We start from the raw sequence: 20,074 nt of genomic DNA, 5'->3' as shown, positions 1-20,074 counted from the left end.
GTGGGCCCAAGGTTTACCAAAACCGGCAGGCTAAATCCTGCCGAGCACCACCAAAATCAGGATGATGACTAATATCAAGCCTAAGCCGCCACCGGGTCCGTATCCCCATGATCGGCTGTGCGGCCAGACCGGAATAACGCCCAACAACATCAGGATTAACAGGACGAGCAGAATGGTGCCGAGCGACATGATGGTTCTCCAATTGAGGCGAGGCTGAGATAGGAATAACGCGGCAAAACCTTTCGCGGCAACCAAGCGGCGTTAACCGTTACCCAGCGGATTTCCCAGGGCGCTAAGTGGCTCGGTAAATCCTCGCCAAGACCGGCGCGGCCGACGATCTAGCCTTGCCAACCGGAAACGCTTTGCCCATTCAACGGTGTATCAGCCCCAATACGCCGACGACAATCAAATACACCGCCACGAAATAATTCAGAAACCGGGGCACCATCAAAATCAATAGGCCAATCACCAGCGCCAATACAGGTTCAATTGCCGGATGCATCGTTTATCTCCGCGTAAAGTCGAGCTTGCAGCTTAACGCTCGGCCCCGGCGGGAGTCTGTACGCTGTCGCACATACGTGCGGCGCTTTCAGCGGCCGACGCCGGGCAGCCACGGTTCGCGGGGTCGCCGCCAATTTGCCGCCGCTATTTTAGTTTGGCGGCGACATCGGCCAAACTGCTTCTTAAATCATCCCACACCCGGTCGGCCGTCAGTTTCATTGTGTCCCAACCCTCATGTCCGGAAGCCTCCAGTTCGGTCATTTTTGCTTCGGCGGCCAGTTGCTTGGCGCGCAGCGCATTGAGTTCATCGATGTAATTCAGTTTTACCAGTGCTGCGGCTTTCTCGGTTTTTTCGGATAACTGATCGATATCCGCGCTCCACTCTCTGAGCTGAGTCGCCAATATTTCGATGTATTCGTTTTTGGTTTTCATGGATGTCTCGCTGATGATGGGAGTTTGAACGACAATTCAACGGCTGCGATATCGAATGGCCTGGCCCTTGGCCCGTTCGCCGTTCGATTTAGGGGTTCGACCACGTAAACGACAACGGTGAACGGTGTTTGACGTCGACCGTGACCGGTTTGCGAAGCGCTTGGCCGGCATGCTCGGCACTGACCTGATAGCGACCCGGCTTCAGTTTGGCGAACAGCATCGGGCCTTCGGAAACGGTATCCAGCACGATTGCGCCGTTGCCGTCGCTGATCCTGACCGTGACATCGCTCAAATACTCGCCGCTGCCTCGCGTTGAAAACAGCAGGCCCAGGTTGTAATCGGTGCGGACCTTTTTCAAGGCCGCTCGCTCGTCCTCGCCGATACCGCCGCTGATAAAGCTGACCTGACCTTGACTGCGTTCCTCGATCAACTCGGCGTGGGCGGAAACGGCGTACAGCAAGCACGCTAACATTAAGGCCGGATAAGGTCTGTTCATGATCAAGACTCCGAGTAGCGGTGCGATTAGAGTTGGAACGCGCTCCGACCAACCGAAGCCGACCGGGTGCTGGCCGGTCTTCGCTTGAGGCAATTTGACGGCCATTTCGACCGGTCAGCGGCTGGCTAGATTGCCGTTTTCGTCCGACAAAATGATTTCCACCCGCCGATTCAATTGCCGGTTGGCAGCCGTGTCGTTGTCCGCCACCGGATATTCTTCGCCGTAACCTCGGGTCATGATCCGCTCGCTATTCACGCCGCCGTCGACTAACGCGGTGCGCACCGCGTAGGCGCGCCGGTCGGAAAGTTCTTCGTTAAATTCGGCGCTGCCCTTGCTGTCGGTGTAACCCTCGATCAATACCTTGTAGCCGGAATACTGTTTCAAAAAATCGGCCAGTTTATCGACGTTGCGCAGTCCGCCGCTCTGCAAGCGCGCTTTATTGCTGCGAAACAGCACGTCGCCCAGCGTGATCACCAAGCCGCGCGCGGTTTTCTTGGCGTTCAATTGGTTGATCAAGATGTCCTGTTGAGCCAGCAGCGCCTGATCGCGCTCGCTGTTGGCGCCGGCCACCGCCAATTCGGTGTTTTGTCTATCCACGGTTTGCTGACTGAGCGCCGCTTGGCGCTTGGCGGCATCGGCTTCGGCGGTTCTGGCGTCCAAGCGCACTTGGTTGCGTTTACCTTCGGCGTTATTGACCGCGGTTTCGGCGACTTTGCGGATCGCGGTAGCTTGGGCGATGGCCACCTGTTGCGTCGCGACATAAGCAAAGTGATTGACGGCTTCATCCTCGTCGTCTTCGGCGTAGGCCAGATCGGCTTTTTTCAAGCTATCGTCGGCTTGCTTCATTTCCAGTTCGGCCAGCGTGCCGACTTGGGTATTGACGCGGGCGTTGTTGTAAGCGTTATGAGCATCGGTCAATGCCGGGTTGGGCACCGTGCCGCAGCCGGACAGGATCGCGGCGGTGATCAGCGGCAGTGGAAACATTCGGTAGGTTTGCATCATTCTCTCCATTGGAATTACTGGGCTTTACGGTCGATTTCTTCGCGCAGCACGCGATTGCTTTCCCCCAATTCGCTCGCGGCTTTTTGAGCCTTGGCGGCGCGGGCGGTGGCGGCGGCCAATTGGGCATCGACCTGAGCCTGTTCGGCGAGTTGGCGGGCCTGTAAATATTCCTGCTGCGTCATCGCCCGCTCGGCGGCGTCCATTTTCAACACGGCCGATCTCAGCGCGATCGGCGCGTATTCATTGCCGCCGGCACTAGTGGCGCTATTGAGCGCCGCCTTGGACACGGCCAATTGTTCGGTCGGCGGCGGCACGCTGGCGCATCCGGCAATCAAGGTTGCCATTGCCATGGCGAGGCTCGCCAGCGCGACGGCGGTTCCGGGGTTTTTTATGGGTGTCATGACTTTTGTCCGGTGAATGAAATATCGAATGGCATCGCTGCCCGGCTTTCCCGGCGCTACCGTTGCTTCGAACTCCGCGTCGGCCTGGGAGATTTTTACGCTCGGTACTAACGCGGATGGTAGGATGGTGATGGGAGCGATTCGGGAAAGCGTCGGACTTGATTAAACGCCTTTGTGCGATTCAACACAGTTCGCTAACGTACATAAGCCCAATCGCGTACATGGCGCGAAGCGCCGATGCGAATAGCGGGAGTCGGTAAGGCATGGACCAAGTTTGGGATGGAGTCGAGCGGCGGCAGTCGCTCAGAGCCAGGGCCGAAGCCCTGGTGGTGAGTTTGTCGCCGGAGAAAGCCGATTCCAAACCGGCCGACGTGCTGATGCACGAACTGCTGGTGCATAAAATCGAGCTCGAGATGCAGAACGACGAGTTGCAGCGAACCTATCGGGCGCTGGCGGAATTGCACGATCATTATCAGGCGTTGTTCGAGTTTGCCCCAAGCGCCTATGTGGTGGTCGACGCCAATGATCAAATCGGCGACATCAATCTGACCGGCGCCGATCTGTTCGGAGCGGTGGAGAGCCGGTTGACCGGCTTGCGTTTCTCGAAGTTGGTCGCCGACGATCAACGCGACGACTGGTACCGGCATTTTCGCTATCTGATGGATTCTCCGAAGGCGAAACGACTGGCCTTCGATATTTCGATGATCCGATCCGACGGCACGCCCTTCGCGGCCCATCTCGATTGTCTGCGCCACGATCGTCCGGACACGCCGCCCAAGCTGTTTGTTTTATTGGCCGAAGTCGGGCCGGGCTGAACGGCTAGCCGTCCGGCCCGCGCTGATGTCGAAAGACAGCAGCCAACCGAAGCTTCCGGATTCCATTCACAGCGAAATTGGGAAGCGGTATTGTTTTAAAGAGTTCGGCGGAAGCGAGCCAAGTCTTTTTGTCGATTACGATAGCGCCCCAAGGCCCATAGCGGGAAGAATTTGTCGTAGCCGTGGTATTTCAGGTAGAAGAACTTGGGAAAGCCCGGCGCGTTAAAACAGTCGTCTTGCCATCCGCCGTCCGCTAGCTGAGCGTTCAGCAAATAGCCGACGCCGGCCGCGACTTCCGGAGCGCCGGTTTCGTCGGCGGCCAGTAAGGCCAGTACCGCCAGAGCGGTATGAAACGCGGTGCTGGTATCGAATTCGCCGCGGCTGTTCGGAGCATGATAGCTGATATTGCTTTCGCCCCAACCGCCGTCGGCGCGCTGCTTGGATTTCAGCCAAGCCACCGCCCGGCGCACGCTAGCGTCGTTGGCGGAGACGTCCGCTTCCGCGAAACCGAGCAATACCGACCAGGTCCCGTACAAATAATTGGTACCCCAGCGCCCGAACCAGGAACCATCGGCCTCCTGCTCGGCGCGCAAGTAAGCGATGCATCGCGCGATCGTGGCGCTATACTCCGGGTGCACGCCATCGAGCCGACCCAGCAACATGATGCAACGCGCGCTGACGTCGGCGCTGGGCGGATCGAGCAGCGCGCCGTGGTCGGCAAACGGAATTTGATTTAAAAAATAATGGTCGTTGTCGGCATCGAACGCGCCGTAACCGCCGTTGCGCGACTGCATGCCGGCTATCCAGTCCGCCGCCCGCCGAATCGGCTCGACGAACGCCGGCGTCTCGGCTTGGCTCATCGCGTAAGCAACGACGGCGGTATCGTCGACGTCCGGATAATAACTGTTGCCGAACTGAAAGGCCCAACCGCCGCCGGCCAGGCCGGGGCGCTGGGTTTGCCAATCGCCCGGCTGATCGCGCAATTGTTTGCCGGCCAGCCAGCGCAAGGCGGTATCGGTGGCGCGCCGGCTCGAGTGCTCGTGGTCATGCCTATCGACTTCCTGCAAGGCCAACACGGCCAGACCGGTATCCCAGACCGGCGATACGCAGGGCTGGCAATACGCCGTATCCGCCTTGACGACCAGCAAGCCGTCGATCGCCGCCCTGGCGATGCGCCGTTCGGCGTTGTCGGCCGGGATACCCAGGTAGTCCATGGCTTCATAGGCATTCACCATCGCGGTAAAGATAGCACCCAAGCCGTCGTATCCGTTCAAGCGGGCCGTAAACCAATCGCTGGCTTGGGCGGTTGCCTTGCGGCGGACAAATCCGGGAATCAGCGGCTCCAGTAAGCGACCACAGCGGTCCAGCAGCAAAATCGCTTTGCCCAGCGGCGTTTTAACCTGCGAAAAATAGTCTCTTTCCAAGTTGGGCGGGGTCGAGAACAATTCGGCGACGTCGATTCCGCGCGGATTGCGGGCCTTGACCCGGTAGCTGCACAGTATCGACAGCGGCACCATTACGGTCCGCGACCAATACGCCACTTTGTCGAGATGAAACGGAAACCATTTTGGCAGCAACATGATTTCCACCGGAATAAACGGTATCGCGCGCCACGGAACTTGCTGGAACATCGCCAGCATGATACGGGTAAACACATTGGACTTGGCCGCGCCGCCGTGGCGCAGCACCCAATGCCGCGCGCGGCGCATGTGCGGCGCATCGGCCGCGTCGCCGGCCAGTTTTAACGCGTAATAGACTTTAACGGTGCAACTCAGGTCGCCGGCGCCGCCCTTGAACAGCGGATAGCTGCCGTCCGGGCCGGCCTGTGCGCGCAAAAACCGGGCAATCTTAGCTTCCAGGCCTTGGTCGATTTCGGCCATGAAATGCATCATCAGAATGTATTCCGCGGGTATGGTGCAATCGGCTTCCAGCTCGAATACCCAATAGCCGGCGGGATTTTGCAGGGCCAATAAGCGGCGTTTGGCGTTGGCGATCGCCCGATCCAAGGTCGCCGACTTGCCGTCGGAGCAGCCATCGCGAAGTTCCGCATCGGGCGTTGTCAGGTTTTCTGTCAGCATGATGTCGGTCTCTGCATACTCGGGTTTGGTGAGGCTGGCGTTTGCGAGGTTCGGGTCGATTGACGACCCTCAAAAAAAACCGCGGCAACTAAAATGCGTTGCCGCGGCTCGAGGCACTTTGAGTATTACGCCCCGCGCGCCGCCATTCGCCGGCCCCGGAACTTCCGCCATTCCGCGCCAAATCCGGAAAGGGTCCGGAGTGCGTGGAGCGGCGAACATTCTTGAACCCGGCCGATCGCGAACGCCGCCGGCGAAACCGCCAAACCGTTTTCGCCCGCATCGGGAAAATGCAGTTTACGGTTCGGCCCGAACGCAGTCTGTACGCTAGCGCACTTAGCGCGGCGCGCGGGTTTGCCGCGCCTAACAGAACTCCGCTGGCTCGCTCTGTTCTTTAACGCACGTAGGGAAAGTCGATTTTCCTGTACGATGGGCGCTTACACCAACCGAATGACAGGAATCCGTTAATTTATCCGCCCATTAAACAAGCCGCCGATGACCGTTCTTAACTATCCGCAACAGAACCATTTGCTGAACGCGCTGCCGCCGGAGGAATACGAACGGCTGTTGCCGCATCTGGAACTCGTCGATACGCCGCTCGGCGAAGTGATTTACGAGTCCGGCGGCGAGTTGCGTTATGTCTACTTCCCGACCAACTGCATCATTTCCTTGCTGTACGTGATGGAGAACGGCGCCTCGGCGGAAATCGCGGTGGTCGGCAACGACGGCATGGTCGGCGTGGCGATGTTCATGGGCGGCGGCAGCATGCCGAATCGAGCGGTCGTGCAAAGTGCCGGGCGCGCCTACCGCTTGCGCGGTACCTTGTTGATGCAGGAATTCAATCGCTACGATGCGATGTTGCATCTGCTGCTGCGCTATACCCAGGCCTTGATTACCCAAATGGCGCAAACCGCGGTCTGTAACCGCCATCATTCGGTGGACCAACAGCTGTGCCGCTGGTTGTTGTTGAGTCTGGACCGATTGCCGTCCAACGAATTGACGATGACTCAGGAACTGATCGCCAATATGCTGGGCGTGCGCCGCGAAGGCGTCACCGAAGCGGCCGGCAAATTACAGCAAGCCGGCTTGATTCACTATAGCCGGGGCCGGATTACCGTGTTGGACAGGCCCGGCCTGGAAGAGCGGGTTTGCGAATGCTACCGGGTGGTCAAAACCGAGTCGGACAGATTGCTCCCACAGCACCAACAGGCTGCGGATTGCGGGCCGGCTTAAGCGTGGATCGGTCTAAGCCCGCCCAAGCCCGCCACCGGGCCGACATTCACGAGGGGCCGAAAAAAGCCGGGGTTAACCGGCTTTGCTCCCTGATTGCATACAGCGGCATGCCGACGCTCGGCAGCCCTGTGTCGGCGAGATTATTTTTCCAACTGCATTTCCACGATACCCTGTTCCAGTTCGCTGATACCTTCCGACAAGTTACCGGCCTTTCCGGCTTTGATCGCGGCTTTCAGTTTGGCGTTGGCCCGTTGCAGCCGAATCGAGCTGCCTTGCTCGTTTTGTTGCTTCAAGGCTTCCCAGGCGACCGTAGCGCTATCGACGAAGGCCTGTTGATTGCCGGTCTTGCCCACCTCTATCGCGCTGTTGGATAGCGCAATCAATTTGGTGAAACTTTCGTTCATCGGACTGCCGGCGGCGGCGGCCTGCAGCGAAGCGAGCGTTAGCAGCAACGCGATTAAATAGTGTGTGATTTTCATAAATTTGCCTGTGTCGTTGTGTTTGTTATTGGCGCCACCGGCGAATCGGTCAGGCATGAGAACCTTCGCGAAATCCGTCCTGGCGCTCTGAAACCGCGAAGATCAAACTTGTCACCGGATGTCTGCGTTCGGTCGCTGGGCTTCACCTCAGCTGGGACCAGAATACGGCGGCTCCGTGCCGAAGTCTGTACGCTAAAGCACATAGGCGGCTGCTCGCGACGCAAACCGCGCATCGGCCGGTCCGTACGCTAACATACAGACAGCCCTCGGCCTTACCGCTATTGTGACCGCCAAGCTGTCGGCCCGTCGCCCGCGATAGCCGCCTCCCAGCGTTACCCGCCCTCGCGGTCCCGAACCCAAAATCGGGCGTCCTCAAATCACCCCCGGAGCACGCTTTGTCCACGATACTCGCGGTTACCGCTCCCAACCGGCTGTTGGATTCCCTACCCGTGACCGATCGCAATCTGGTACTACGCCACTGCGAACCGGTCCATTTGGCCTTTGCCGAGGTGCTGTATCTGGCCGGCGCGCGTATACCGCATGTATATTTTCCGACCGGCGGTTTTGTTTCGCTGGTTACGCCGATGGGCGACGGTAGCGGTTTGGAAGTCGGCTTGATCGGCTACGAAGGCATGTTGGGGATTACGCTGATGTTGGATGTCGATATCGCGCCATTTCAAGCGCTGGTGCAAGGGGCGGGTTCCGCGTTGCGCATGCCGGCCACGGCGTTTTTGACGGAGTTGGCGCGCAGTCATTCCTTGCAAATAGCCACGAAACGCTATTTGTACGTCTCGATGAGCCAGTTGGCGCAAACGGCGGCTTGCAACAGGTTTCACCAAGTGGAGGCCCGTCTGGCCCGCTGGTTGCTGATGACCCACGACCGCGCCCATACCGACACCTTTCACGTCACCCACATCTTTCTGGCCTATATACTGGGCGTGCGCCGGGTCGGCATCACCAAGGCCGCGCTGTCCCTGCAAGAACAGGCCTTGATTCGCTATCGGCGCGGCGACATCACGATTTTGGATAGAAGCGGCCTGGAGGCCGCCGCTTGCGACTGCTATCGCATCGAGACCGAAACCTACCGGCGCTTCTTGGGCGGTGCTTGAAGCCCGGCTTGACCAACGCCCTCACCCAATCGGCCAATCGGCGTCGGCCAAACCAAATCCGAGAATCTTAGCTGAGTTCTTTCAGCGGCTTATCGGCTGTCAAATTGCTCCAACCGATCACGATTCGATAGATCAGCAGCAGCAAGGTCGGAATCAAGACCACCAAACTCAATTGAATATCGATCATCAATACCAAACCGGACAGCGCAAAGCCGGCCAGGGTGACCCATACGGTTTTAATCTGCCAATTGAAATGCGATTCCAACCAGGTTCCCTTGACGTTGTTCCGATAGAAAAAGTTGATGGCCACGCCGGCCAGCAACGGAAAGCCGGCGAGTGCGAACGTCAACACCTGGCAGAGGTAGACGGTAGCGGTGATTTTTTTGAGTGCGGCAAAGTCCTCGGAAGGATTGTCGTGCGTGATGCTGGTATTCATGGTGGCTTACCTCGTCGTTAAAAACCCTTCTATCGTTCCGTAAGGCTGACATCGCCCGGCGAAACCCTGTTCGGCAACGCCGAACTCGCAATCTGAAATCTAGCCTTTAAATCCTCGGTTGTCGGTGCGCTAGCGTACGCCGATTCGGGCCAGCGCCGGTCCGGCTTGGTACGCTAGCGCGCAGACCGAATACACCCGACTGGTTAGCCTTGCCTGAGCTCGCCGCGCGGCGTTACGCGACAACGCCAACGTCTGAAACACCTACTCCGCCCGCAGCCGCCGCGCATATTCCACAGGATCAAATCATTGATAGCGACAACACCTCGTTAGGTATCGAAATTCAACGCTTGGTTTCGCATCACCACTCTGTCCGTCATACTGACCGGCGCGGCGCTGATCCGCGAGCGCGAGCACGGCACGATCGAACATCTATTGGTTACGATTAGTTCGATGGTTTGAAGCCGCGATAGAAGGTAGCGACCGGCTAAGCGCCCACCCGCAAGCGCGGCGTCCACGCAAATATTTGAGAGTGATTTATGAAAAAAACCAATACCGCAACCACAGCCGCGGCCGAGCAAGCCGCTTGGTGGCTGACGCCCAGCCCTTCGGACGCCAAGCCCTTGGGCTTATCCGCCGTCGAAGCCGGCGCCAAGCTGGCCGAAGTCGGCCCCAACCTGTTCCGGGATCGCCAGCGCCAAGCCCTGCTACTGCAGTTTCTATCGCGCTTCAAGAATCCGCTGGTGATTCTGCTGCTGGTTGCCAGCGCGATTTCGGCGTTCACCGGCGAGATCACCAATTTCGTGATTATCAGCGTCATGGTGCTGTTCAGCGTGACCCTGGATTTTGTCCAGGAACACCGAGCCGGCAAGGCGGCGGAAAGCCTGCGCCATTCGGTTTCGGTCAAGGCCAGGGTGATGCGCGACGGCAAACCTGTGGACGTACCGGTGACCGACGTGGTGCCGGGCGATGTCGCCCTGCTCTGCGCTGGCGACATGGTGCCGGCGGACGGCTTGCTAATCGAAGCCTGCGATCTGTTCGTCAAACAGGCACTATTGACCGGGGAAGCCTACCCGATCGAAAAACGTCCGGGCGATTTGCCGGCCGACGCCACAGACTTGCAGGACGCCGACAACGCCGTATTCATGGGCACCACCGTCATCAGCGGTAGCGCCAAGATGCGCGTCATCAAAACCGGCACCGCCACCGCGATCGGCGCGATTGCCGACAGCCTGACCCGGCAACCCCCGCCGACCGCCTTCGAGGTGGGCACCCACCGTTTCGGTTTGCTGATCATGCGCTTGACGGTACTGCTGGTGCTATTCGTGTTGTTGGTCAACGCATTTTTGGGCAAACCCTGGTTGGAATCCTTTCTGTTTGCGGTGGCGTTGGCGGTGGGCTTGACGCCGGAACTGCTGCCGATGGTGGTATCGGTCACACTGTCACGCGGCGCGATGCATATGGCGGCAAAACGAGTAATCGTCAAACGTCTGTCGGCCATTCAGAATCTGGGCTCGATGGACGTGCTGTGCACCGACAAGACCGGCACCTTGACCGAAGCCAAGATCCGACTGGAACAGCATGTCGACCCGCAAGGCCAGCCCAGTGAGCGAGTGCTGGAGCTGGCTTATCTGAACAGCTTCTTCGAAACCGGCTTGAAAAGCCCGCTCGACGAGGCGATTTTGGCTCATCAAAACATCGATATCAGTGCCTGGCGAAAGATCGACGAAGTGCCGTTCGATTTCGAGCGGCGGCGGGTGTCGGTGTTGCTGGATAAAGGCAACGGCCGCTTGCTAGTCGTGAAAGGCGCCTCCGAGGAAATCATCACCCTTTGCACCCATTACGAACAACAAGGCAGCGACGCGCAACTGCCGCTCGATCCGGCCAGTCGAGCCCGCATCCACGAACAGCATAATGCACTGGAGCGAGAAGGCTTCAGGGTGTTGGGCATCGCCTGGCGAGAAGTGCCGCAAAATCATCCGCACGCGGTGGTCAGCGACGAAAGCGAGCTAATTTTCGCCGGCTTTGCCGGCTTTCTCGACCCGCCCAAACAAAGCGCCGGCGCGGCATTGGCGGCATTGAAGGACAGCGGCGTAACGGTAAAGATCGTCACCGGCGACAGCGATTTGGTAACCCAACACGTCTGCGCCCAATTAAATATTCCGGTGCTCGGCGTGTTGACCGGCAAGGACATCGCCGAAATGGACGACCACGCTTTGCGCATCCGCGTCGAAAAAGCCAATCTGTTTTGCCGGGTGAATCCATCTCAAAAAGACCGGGTGATTCGGGCGTTGAAAGCGCGCGGCCATGTGGTCGGCTATCTGGGCGACGGCATCAACGACGCGCCGTCGCTGCATTCGGCGGATGTCGGCCTGTCGGTGGATTCGGCGGTGGATGTGGCCAAGGAAGCGGCCGATATGATTCTGCTGGATCAGGATTTGCAGGTGCTGCACGACGGCGTACTCGAAGGCCGGCGCACCTTCGGCAATATTTTGAAATACATCATGATGGGCACCAGTTCCAACTTCGGCAATATGTTCAGCATGGCCGGCGCCGCGCTATTCCTACCTTTCCTGCCGATGTTGCCGACCCAGATTCTGCTCAACAACATACTGTACGACGTGTCCGAAGTACCGATTCCGCTGGATCAGGTCGATTCCGAAGAACTGCGCCAACCTCGGGTTCTGGACATGAACTTTATCCGCAATTTCATGTTGGTGATCGGTCCGATTAGCTCGGCATTCGATTTTTTGACCTTTTACATCCTGTTAACGGTATTAAAAGCCGACGAGGCCTTATTCCAAACCGGTTGGTTCGTCGAATCTCTGTGTACCCAAGTCCTGGTGATCTTCATCATCCGCACCCGAGGTAATCCTTTCAAAAGCCGGGCGCATCCGGTGTTGGTTGCCACCTCGCTGTCGATTGCGCTGATCGGCGCCGTCCTGCCGTTTACGCCGATAGGCCATTATTTCGGCTTCGTGCCGCCGCCGGCCCAGTTTTATTTCATTCTGGCGGCGCTGGCAGCGGCGTATTTATTGGTCGTCGAGCTAGCCAAACGAGGTTTTTATCGCTGGCATGCCAATTACGGCAAATCGCGCCGGGCCAGTCGCCGCTGATCCGCGGAACTTGGCAGTCCGCTAAATGGCGGCGCATTGCCAAGCCCACTTGTTTGGCGGCTACCACCTCGAACGGCAAATGTGTTCGACAGCGTACCGACAGCGCCCGCCGCATTGAATAAAGTCGTTGCCGAGTTTGGCAAGCCTGACGAAACGTCCGGCCAAACTGGAACGCACCGATCAATTTTCAAAGCCGGAGTATCTTATGAAAACAGTCCTATCCATGGTAGCCCTATCGTTTCTGAGCGCGCTAGCGCTAGGCCCTGTCCACGCGGACGAGGTTAAAGACAAACAAAAAGACCTCATCGAAAAACAACAAGAACTGACCAAAAAACAAGAAGAAGTCCATGAAAAACAGGTCGAACTCAATCAAGCCAACCAGGAAGTCTCGATCGAGCGCGGACGGGAGGCCAATAAGTCGATGCAGCAAATTAGCCGGGCCAGCAAGATTACCGGCGCCAAGGTAAAAAACACCACCGGCGACAGTCTCGGCGACATCAAGGACTTGGTGATCGACCCGCAAAACGGTCAAGTGGTATATGCGGTGGTTTCCTTCGGCGGCCTGATGGGCATGGGCGACAAGCTGTTTGCCATCCCCTGGCGAGCGCTACGTTGGACCAGCCCCAGGGATTATTACATCCTGGACCTGGATAAGGAGACCTTAAAAACGGCACCCGGTTTCGATAAAAGACATTGGCCGGAAAGTTCCGAGAAATGGGAAGAGCAACGCGAGGCGCTCAGTCAGTTTTATCGCGTGGCACCGTAACGGCCATCGGCGGATTCGCCGATACCCTCCATGCATCGGCCCCCCCCGACATCTATGTGCGTTGACGTACCGACCGTGCCGGGCGTTGCGAGTATGGTCTGCCGTGAGTGCTGAAAAACATCGGTACTCGTTCCCATACGACTAAAACACCATTGGAAATCATCATGAACAAAGATCAAGTAACAGGCCGTGTCGAAGAAGCCAAAGGCAAAGTGAAAGAAGTCGCCGGCAAACTAATCAACGACGACGAAATGGAGCTGGAAGGCAATGTCCAGAAAAATATCGGGAAGGTCCAGTCGGTAATCGGCGATGTGAAGAACGACATCGAGAAAGCCGCGGACGACTGATAGCACTCGCGGTCGCGATGACGTCACCAAGCGAAACTCGACTCTCGAGGGCACCATCATGAAATCACCAAAAATCAAGGGCCACCAATTATGGATAGGCGTACTCGCCACGGTTTGCTCATTGGGCGCCTTCTCCGCCGGCCATGAAGACGACGCGCCGATGAACAAGGATCAGGTAGAAGGCCGGATCGAAGAAACCAAGGGTACGGTCAAGGAAGTCACCGGCAAGATCATTGACGACAAAGGGATGGAAGTGGAAGGCAATGTCCAGAAAAACCTCGGCAAAGCCCAAAAAGGCTACGGCGATCTTAAGCAGGACATACAAAAAGGCAAGTAAGTGACGGCGGCTAGTGGGTTCGAGTTTCGTCCCCGTCCCCTCGGCGATGGCATCGACCGGCTAGCTGCTCTCCGACACCGATGTTGGTCCGACATTCCGCTCGTTCGAGCTTGGTCATTGAAGCGATCGGCCTCGAAGCCGCATCCGTATTTCCATCACGCTGGAGAACCCCATGCATCAATCTTCCAATTCCGAACAAGCGATGCAATCCTGCCTTGAAGCCTGCGAGCTCTGTCACCGGATTTGCCTGCAAACCGCGATGAACCATTGCCTGGAAAACGGCGGCAAGCACGTTAAAGCCAAGCATATCCGTCTGATGATGAATTGCGCCGAAATCTGTCGGACCACCGCGAATTTTCAATTGACCGGCTCGCACTTTTTGCTGCGCCTGCACGAACTTTGTGCCGAAATCTGCGAAGCCTGCGCCAAGGAATGCGCCGAAATCGGCGATATGAAGGACAGCGTCGCGGCCTGTCTGCAATGTGCCGACAGTTGCAGGCAAATGCTTAGCGCCCAATATTAAACGCGGTACCCCCGTCATGCGTCCAAAGTTACCGGTGTCGGCGGCGATTATCACGGCGGTCTTGTCCGCCTGTTCGCCGGCTGCGCAAACCACCTTCCCACTTTCAGACGCGGGGACCGACAACAGCAGCGCCAACACAAGCTTGCTCGGCAAAATCCAGTGCCGCGCCAGCCTGCATCCGGTTTTTTGCTGAGCTAAACCCACCACCTTTCTGATTGCCTCGCGTAGCACAAGGAGCACCCACCATGAGCACGATACTCACCAAAGACGGCACGAAACTTTATTACAAGGACTGGGGCTCGGGCCCGGCGGTGGTGTTCAGTCACGGCTGGCCGTTAAACGCGGATGCCTGGGAAAATCAGATGGTCTATCTGGCGGCGCGCGGCTATCGCTGCATCGCGCACGATAGGCGCGGCCATGGTCGTTCCGACCAGCCGTGGTTGGGCAACAATATGGAAACCTACGCCGACGACTTGGCGGAACTCATCGGATACCTGGACTTAAGCGGTATAACCTTGGTTGGTCATTCCACCGGCGGCGGCGAAGTGGCGCGCTATATCGGCCGGCACGGCTGCCAACGCGTCGCGGGGGTCTTGCTGGTAGGGTCTGTGACCCCGCTGATGCTGAAAACCGACAATAATCCGATCGGTTTGCCGCTCTCGGTATTCGACGATATTCGGAGCGGCGTTAGCGCGGACCGCTCGCAGTTTTTCAAGAATCTGACCGCGCCCTTTTACGGCGCCAACCGCCCGGATGTCGAAGTAAGCCAAGGCATCCGCGACGCATTTTGGCTTCAAGGCATGCAAGGTGGGCTGATAAACCAACTGGACAGTATCAAGGCATTTGCCGAAACCGACTTTACCGACGATTTAAAGGCATTCGATATTCCGACCCTGCTGATTCACGGCGACGATGATCAAATTGTGCCGATAGCCGCCTCGGCCATTGCCGCGACGAAATTGATTAAGAATGCGTCCTTGAAAATTTACCCCGGCGCTCCGCACGGCCTGGCCGACACCCATAAAGACCAGTTAAATGGCGACTTGCTTGAGTTTCTAAGCGCCTAAACCGCGAGATGTCAAGCGGTCCGGCACGCGCACATCGTTTCGACAACGCATCCGACCGGCCGGGCTACCGCGGCAATACGAAACCCCTTAGTGACGCTTCGCGCTTAGTCAGCCATCCGGACTTTGGCGCCCCACGCACCATCGATTTCTTGGGACCGGCGCGGATTTGCCCTATAGGAACCGACTAATCGGGATAAGGTCCATTGCAGCACAACAAACCGGAATGGCTTTATCCAATGCGCGGTAGCGCACCGATTCGCGGCGGAATTCAAGCTACTGTCAATCACATGAATAACAGTATTGCGTGATTAACCAATCACTGTCCGATCAGAGTTTAAATTCCCAGGGTGTGGGATAAAGGTTTTCGATGCCCGCCAGTATATAAATTATTTTTGATCACGGCGTTTTTCTTAGAAAACCACCGCCATTAATAAAATCGCGATAAATACTCAGCTATACAGCAATAAAATAACCAGCTGCTGTTTAGTTCAAAGAGAATATTATGTACAAACCGATTTTTTGTATAAGCCGAGATATCGGCCAAACCGCGAAGATTGTTAATAATCTTAAGGTAGCGGGTTTCTCCAACAACGACATTTCTTTGTTATCCCCAGAATGTTGTTATCAGCAAAGCGTCGGTAATACATCCGCTACCGCGGACGAACACCGCGTGGATCTGCAGTGGATAAACGGCATCGAAAACTTGGAGATTCCCGGCGTGGGCCGCTGCATAACGGCGGGTCCGATTCGTATAGAACTAAGCCGTTCGTTGGAAAACGATGGTGTGGAAGACATCAACGCCGCGCTGATAGGTGCCGGTATTCCCGCGCATCACGCCGAACACTATCGGGAAAAAATCATAGACGGGCTCACGTTAATCGCCGTCAACACCGCAAGCTCAGAGTCGCGAGATACCGCGAACACGATTTTCCAACAGGCCGAGGCACTGGATATTTCTTCATCCGAAGAAGTATCGGTCAACAATTGATGCTGCCTTGCCAGCTCATCCATAACCACTGCACGGGATTTTAATAATGCACGGCATTGAAACGATAGATCATTTATTGATCGACGAACTAGCGGCCACCGAGACTTACAGCCAAGTCCTTAACAAACTGGGGGAAAACGTCGCTCTCGGTGACTCGGAAGGGCTACGGGCTATTTTCGACGACCACCGGACCGCCGTCTCCAGTTTACAAACTCAAATTCGAGATCTGGGGGGCACGCCGGCCAAGAACTCCGGTGTTTGGGGAGCCTGGGCCAAATTGGTTCAAGGCGGCGCCAATGCCTTCGGTAAACTAACCGCGTTAACAGTATTGCAGGAAGGCGAGAAAAGCGGTCTGGAAGACTACGAAAAAGCGCTATTGGATCAGAAGCTGGACCCCGAAGCGCGCGAACTGATCGAGCGGACACTGGTGCCGGCCCAACGCGCTCATATCCAGACGTTGGAACGGATGAACGGTGCGACGGTCGCTTAGCGAACCGCGCCGGTCTGAACAGACCGTTGTAACGAGCCAACCCTGGCATCGTCTGTCTCGATGCCGTGCTCTGACAGTACAGGAGTTCCCGACGTGCCGACTACCGTTCCCGATGTAATCTTTAAAACCCGCGTTCGCGACGACAGTGTCGCCGGGGACAACCCGTTTCGCTGGCAAGACGTCTCCAGCGACGATCTTTTTAAAGGCAAAAAAATCGTGGTGTTGGCGCTACCGGGCGCGTTTACACCGACCTGTTCGAACCGGCACTTGCCTGGCTTTGAAGCAAAATACCGGGAACTGCTGGCGCAAGGCATTGATGAAGTGTATTGCCTGAGCGTCAACGATGCCTTCGTGATGTACCAATGGGGTTTGCATCTAAACATCGTCAACGTGAAAATGCTGCCGGACGGCAACGGCGAATTTACCGAAGCAGTCGGCATGTTGGTCAAAAAGCACAATGTGGGTTTTGGCTACCGCTCCTGGCGCTATTCCATGCTGGTCGACGATAAAAAGATTCTGAAAGTCTTCAGCGAACCGGATCAAATCGATAATTGCCCGGACGATCCTTTTACCGTAAGCGACGCGGATACCATGCTGGCTTACCTAACAGAACGGCAACGCGCCCACGGGCCGGTTCGATGAGTACCGAGAGCTCGGATGATTGACTACGATTACGACTTGTTCGTCGTGGGCGCCGGCTCCGGCGGTGTTCGAGCCGCCAATACCGCGGCCAACCGGGGCGCGCGCGTGGCGATCGCGGAAGTCCGCGACCTTGGCGGCACCTGCGTCAACCTGGGTTGCGTACCGAAAAAACTGTTGGTCTACGCCTCGCAATTTAAAGACGACTTCGCCGCCGCCACCGGTTACGGTTGGACACTGAACAATGCCGCCTTCGACTGGCCCAGCCTGATCGCCAACAAAAACCGCGAAATCGAGCGCTTGCATGCGGTTTATCAAAGCCACTTGCAACAATCCCGAGTGACTATCTTCAACGGTAAGGCCCAATTGCTCGATGCGCATACGATCGCGGTCGCCGGCACGCGATGCACGGCCAAACGCATCTTGATCGCCACCGGCGGTTGGCCGTTTGTCCCCGATATTCCCGGTAAGCAGCATATCGCTACCTCGAACGAACTGTTCTCCCTGAAAAAATTGCCCAAACGCATCGTGATCGTGGGCGGCGGTTACATCGCGGTCGAATTTGCCAGTATTCTGAACGGCCTGGGGGTGGACACCACCGTTTGCCAGCGCGCCGAAAAGCTGCTGGAAGGGTTTGACGAGGATATTCGCGACTTTCTGAGGGCGGCCATGGCGCGGCAAGGCGTCAAGATTCTGTTGAATAGCGATGTGCATGCGATTGCCGAGGATGGCGATGCCTTTGCCGTCAGCTTGCTGGACGGCAACGTCATGACGACCGATCTGGTGCTGTACGCCACCGGCAGAACGCCGAATTCGGCGGGTTTCGGCTTGGAAGAACTTGGCGTGGCACTGGATACCAACGGCGCGATCATCGTCAATGGTGACTATCAAACCAATCTGCCGTCTGTCTATGCGCTAGGAGATGTCACCGATCGGATCAATCTGACGCCGGTCGCGATTGCCGAAGGCGAGGCACTGGTGAATAGTGTGTATTTCAAGGACGCCCGCCCGGTGGATTACAACAACATCCCCACTGCGGTATTTTCCCAACCCAATATCGCCAGCGTCGGCTTAACCGAAGCGCAAGCACGGCAAAAGTATTCTGACATTGCGATTTATAAAACCGAGTTCACACCCATCAAAAATACGCTGTCGGGTAAGGACGAAAACACCCTGATGAAAATGATCGTGGAACCCGTGACGGACAGAGTAGTCGGCCTGCACATGATAGGCGCCGATGCGCCGGAAATTATCCAAGGCATGGCTATTGCGCTGCGTGCCGGCGCGACCAAGGCTATTTTCGACTCGACTATCGGCGTGCACCCAACTTCCGCCGAAGAGTTCGTCAGCCTGCGGACGCTCGCCGACCCAATCTCTGGCTAACGCCGAACACTACGGCTTCAATGTACCGGTGGTTCCGGTCGTTTCGGCGGAAACGCGCCATTTGGACCAGCGCTACGACCGGTAAATAATCACGACACGCAGCCCCACTGGCTAACGAATAAGCTATGTTCGCTACCGAACGGATAGAAATTCCGATTATTTGTAAGGTTTGATTCAGCGCCGGATTCCGGCGCTAAGCGCTTTGATACCAATTCCAACTGATCGGAGTCCAGATGAACAAAGACAAACTAACCGCTCGCGTCCGTCAAACGGACGTTGAACTCGAACATACCGGCAACTATTTAGCGGATGACGACACAGAACTTGAACGTAATCCACATAGAAAAACCGGCAAACTGGAAGCCGGACTAGGTAATTTTAGGGAGAAAATTAGAAAAGGCCCGAAGCAGCCCGGCTACTAAGCAACATTCTTCAAGCCGGCATGCTGATCGCGAATTTAACTCCGCCGGGGTAAACCGCGTGCTGAGCCGGACTGGTGATCGGCGTACGGGCTGTTTGCGACTTCAAGCATAGCCTAACCGCGTTTCTGCAGACCGTGGACCTTATTCGAAACCATGGAGACACCGCGTGACCACACTCAATTCGCAGCGAATCAATCTCTTGCTGGGGGCGCTTCCGGCACAGACTTACCAACGATTGGCGACAGATCTGGAGCCGATTCAAATGCCTGCCGGTCAAGTCATTTACGAGTCGGGCAGCGAGTTGCGTTACGCCTACTTTCCCACGACATGTATCGTTTCCAAGATTTACGTGATTGCGGACGGCGCGTCCAGCGAGCTTGCCATCATTGGCAACGAAGGCTTTGTTGGCCTTAGCCTAGTAAATATCCCCCGGCAAAGCCGGGGGCTTTATGTTGTGAACCGCTCAAAGCGGTAAATAGGGTCGCTAACGCGGCCCTTTAACTTTAGGCGGCGACTCATTGGCAAAGGTTCATTTGTTCGATGCGTTGGTCTTCCTGTTCTTGATGACGGATATACTCCCGTATCATCGTTTCATCCCGACCCACTGTCGAAACAAAATACCCCCGCGCCCGGAAATGCTGACCTACAAAGTTCCGCTTTTTTCCACCATAAACACGGGCCAAGTGAATCGCACTCTTCCCTTTGATATAGCCGATTACCTGGGACACCGCATATTTCGGCGGGATAGAGATCAACATATGCACATGATCCGGCATCAAATGCCCTTCCAATATTCGGCTTTCTTTCTGGCTCGCTAACCTTCGAAACACCTCGCCCAAATGCTTGCGCAACGCCCTATACAGCGTTCGGCGACGGCACTTGGGAATAAACACAACGTGATATTTGCACTCCCATTTCGAGTGGCTTAAGCTTTCGTTCTCGTCCATCAGGTTCTCCTCTTGCGTTTGCTTGGCGGCTCACGCTCTCGAGTTTCCTGATGGACTCCTCTAAATGTCAAAC

26 protein-coding genes are annotated in these 20,074 nt (G+C 56.7%); 16 read left to right on the top strand and 10 right to left on the bottom strand.

The window, feature by feature from the left end:
- Positions 1–30: 30 nt before the first annotated feature.
- The 6 genes from BJL95_RS09775 to BJL95_RS09755 all read right to left on the bottom strand — a co-directional run bounded on the left by BJL95_RS09775 (position 31) and on the right by BJL95_RS09755 (position 2,832).
- Positions 31–189, bottom strand: coding sequence for a DUF3309 family protein (locus tag BJL95_RS09775; protein ID WP_071157534.1), 159 nt, complete (start codon positions 187–189; stop codon positions 31–33).
- A 181-nt stretch (positions 190–370) separates the two neighbouring features.
- Entirely contained in the window at positions 371–502 is a 132-nt protein-coding gene (locus BJL95_RS23835; protein WP_083385865.1) for a DUF3096 domain-containing protein, read from the bottom strand.
- 143 nt (positions 503–645) lie between these two features.
- A complete protein-coding gene (locus BJL95_RS09770) occupies positions 646–933 on the bottom strand; it encodes a hypothetical protein (protein ID WP_071157529.1) in 288 nt (95 codons plus the stop codon).
- Positions 934–1,021: 88 nt separating this feature from the next.
- Positions 1,022–1,429: a carboxypeptidase-like regulatory domain-containing protein gene (locus BJL95_RS09765; RefSeq protein ID WP_071157564.1), complete on the bottom strand. Its 408-nt coding sequence runs from the start codon at positions 1,427–1,429 to the stop codon at positions 1,022–1,024.
- Positions 1,430–1,543: 114 nt separating this feature from the next.
- Positions 1,544–2,428 (bottom strand): OmpA family protein, encoded by an 885-nt coding sequence (locus BJL95_RS09760; RefSeq protein WP_071157562.1) that lies wholly within the window; start codon positions 2,426–2,428, stop codon positions 1,544–1,546.
- 17 nt (positions 2,429–2,445) lie between these two features.
- Positions 2,446–2,832 (bottom strand): DUF4398 domain-containing protein, encoded by a 387-nt coding sequence (locus BJL95_RS09755; protein ID WP_071157528.1) that lies wholly within the window; start codon positions 2,830–2,832, stop codon positions 2,446–2,448.
- 263 nt (positions 2,833–3,095) lie between these two features.
- Here BJL95_RS09755 and BJL95_RS09750 point away from each other — a divergent pair, with 263 nt between their 5' ends.
- The gene (locus tag BJL95_RS09750) at positions 3,096–3,647 is read left to right on the top strand and encodes a PAS domain S-box protein (RefSeq protein ID WP_071157527.1); all 552 of its coding nucleotides are present in this window, start codon (positions 3,096–3,098) and stop codon (positions 3,645–3,647) included.
- Positions 3,648–3,742: 95 nt separating this feature from the next.
- On the opposite strand, the gene shc is transcribed toward BJL95_RS09750, so the two are convergent.
- Positions 3,743–5,725, bottom strand: a complete 1,983-nt coding sequence (gene shc / locus BJL95_RS09745) for a squalene--hopene cyclase (protein ID WP_071157526.1) — start codon at positions 5,723–5,725, stop codon at positions 3,743–3,745.
- 492 nt (positions 5,726–6,217) lie between these two features.
- Here shc and BJL95_RS09740 point away from each other — a divergent pair, with 492 nt between their 5' ends.
- A complete protein-coding gene (locus BJL95_RS09740; RefSeq protein ID WP_071157524.1) occupies positions 6,218–6,955 on the top strand; it encodes a Crp/Fnr family transcriptional regulator in 738 nt (245 codons plus the stop codon).
- A 140-nt stretch (positions 6,956–7,095) separates the two neighbouring features.
- On the opposite strand, the gene BJL95_RS09735 is transcribed toward BJL95_RS09740, so the two are convergent.
- Positions 7,096–7,434 (bottom strand): small metal-binding protein SmbP, encoded by a 339-nt coding sequence (locus BJL95_RS09735; RefSeq protein WP_071157560.1) that lies wholly within the window; start codon positions 7,432–7,434, stop codon positions 7,096–7,098.
- A gap of 395 nt (positions 7,435–7,829) precedes the next feature.
- Between BJL95_RS09735 and BJL95_RS09730 the strand changes: the two genes are divergently transcribed.
- The gene (locus tag BJL95_RS09730) at positions 7,830–8,543 is read left to right on the top strand and encodes a Crp/Fnr family transcriptional regulator (protein WP_071157522.1); all 714 of its coding nucleotides are present in this window, start codon (positions 7,830–7,832) and stop codon (positions 8,541–8,543) included.
- Between the two features lie 67 nt (positions 8,544–8,610).
- On the opposite strand, the gene BJL95_RS09725 is transcribed toward BJL95_RS09730, so the two are convergent.
- Positions 8,611–8,979: a hypothetical protein gene (locus BJL95_RS09725; protein ID WP_071157519.1), complete on the bottom strand. Its 369-nt coding sequence runs from the start codon at positions 8,977–8,979 to the stop codon at positions 8,611–8,613.
- A 536-nt stretch (positions 8,980–9,515) separates the two neighbouring features.
- On the opposite strand from BJL95_RS09725, the gene mgtA reads away from it, so the two are divergent.
- The 13 genes from mgtA to BJL95_RS09660 all read left to right on the top strand — a co-directional run bounded on the left by mgtA (position 9,516) and on the right by BJL95_RS09660 (position 19,529).
- A complete protein-coding gene (mgtA, locus tag BJL95_RS09715) occupies positions 9,516–12,092 on the top strand; it encodes a magnesium-translocating P-type ATPase (protein ID WP_139306201.1) in 2,577 nt (858 codons plus the stop codon).
- A 205-nt stretch (positions 12,093–12,297) separates the two neighbouring features.
- Positions 12,298–12,858 (top strand): PRC-barrel domain-containing protein, encoded by a 561-nt coding sequence (locus BJL95_RS09710; RefSeq protein WP_071157556.1) that lies wholly within the window; start codon positions 12,298–12,300, stop codon positions 12,856–12,858.
- Positions 12,859–13,022: 164 nt separating this feature from the next.
- Positions 13,023–13,205: a CsbD family protein gene (locus BJL95_RS09705; RefSeq protein ID WP_064031196.1), complete on the top strand. Its 183-nt coding sequence runs from the start codon at positions 13,023–13,025 to the stop codon at positions 13,203–13,205.
- A 58-nt stretch (positions 13,206–13,263) separates the two neighbouring features.
- Entirely contained in the window at positions 13,264–13,542 is a 279-nt protein-coding gene (locus BJL95_RS25690) for a CsbD family protein (protein WP_231883745.1), read from the top strand.
- Between the two features lie 172 nt (positions 13,543–13,714).
- Positions 13,715–14,065, top strand: coding sequence for a four-helix bundle copper-binding protein (locus BJL95_RS09695; RefSeq protein WP_071157515.1), 351 nt, complete (start codon positions 13,715–13,717; stop codon positions 14,063–14,065).
- A gap of 16 nt (positions 14,066–14,081) precedes the next feature.
- A complete protein-coding gene (locus BJL95_RS25115; protein WP_168030687.1) occupies positions 14,082–14,258 on the top strand; it encodes a hypothetical protein in 177 nt (58 codons plus the stop codon).
- A gap of 52 nt (positions 14,259–14,310) precedes the next feature.
- Entirely contained in the window at positions 14,311–15,132 is an 822-nt protein-coding gene (locus BJL95_RS09690; protein WP_071157513.1) for an alpha/beta fold hydrolase, read from the top strand.
- Between the two features lie 502 nt (positions 15,133–15,634).
- The gene (locus BJL95_RS09685) at positions 15,635–16,120 is read left to right on the top strand and encodes a hypothetical protein (protein WP_071157511.1); all 486 of its coding nucleotides are present in this window, start codon (positions 15,635–15,637) and stop codon (positions 16,118–16,120) included.
- A gap of 46 nt (positions 16,121–16,166) precedes the next feature.
- Positions 16,167–16,610 (top strand): DUF2383 domain-containing protein, encoded by a 444-nt coding sequence (locus BJL95_RS09680; protein ID WP_071157509.1) that lies wholly within the window; start codon positions 16,167–16,169, stop codon positions 16,608–16,610.
- A 93-nt stretch (positions 16,611–16,703) separates the two neighbouring features.
- Complete coding sequence (locus tag BJL95_RS09675) at positions 16,704–17,252, top strand: peroxiredoxin (protein WP_175463685.1); 549 nt, start codon at positions 16,704–16,706, stop codon at positions 17,250–17,252.
- 15 nt (positions 17,253–17,267) lie between these two features.
- Positions 17,268–18,632: a glutathione-disulfide reductase gene (gene gorA, locus BJL95_RS09670; RefSeq protein ID WP_071157505.1), complete on the top strand. Its 1,365-nt coding sequence runs from the start codon at positions 17,268–17,270 to the stop codon at positions 18,630–18,632.
- A gap of 233 nt (positions 18,633–18,865) precedes the next feature.
- On the top strand, positions 18,866–19,054 hold the full coding sequence (locus BJL95_RS09665; RefSeq protein ID WP_064031180.1) for a hypothetical protein: 189 nt from the start codon (positions 18,866–18,868) through the stop codon (positions 19,052–19,054).
- Positions 19,055–19,220: 166 nt separating this feature from the next.
- A complete protein-coding gene (locus tag BJL95_RS09660) occupies positions 19,221–19,529 on the top strand; it encodes a Crp/Fnr family transcriptional regulator (protein ID WP_071157503.1) in 309 nt (102 codons plus the stop codon).
- Positions 19,530–19,569: 40 nt separating this feature from the next.
- Here the strand turns inward: BJL95_RS09660 and tnpA are convergent, their stop codons facing one another.
- On the bottom strand, positions 19,570–20,001 hold the full coding sequence (gene tnpA, locus BJL95_RS09655) for an IS200/IS605 family transposase (protein ID WP_071157500.1): 432 nt from the start codon (positions 19,999–20,001) through the stop codon (positions 19,570–19,572).
- Positions 20,002–20,074 lie beyond the last annotated feature (73 nt).

This window comes from Methylomonas sp. LWB (genome assembly GCF_001856095.1).
GTDB classification, from domain to species: Bacteria; Pseudomonadota; Gammaproteobacteria; order Methylococcales; family Methylomonadaceae; genus Methylomonas; species Methylomonas koyamae_A.
Note: the sequence above shows the minus strand (reverse complement) of the source record. Positions and strands in the feature narration are given on the sequence as shown.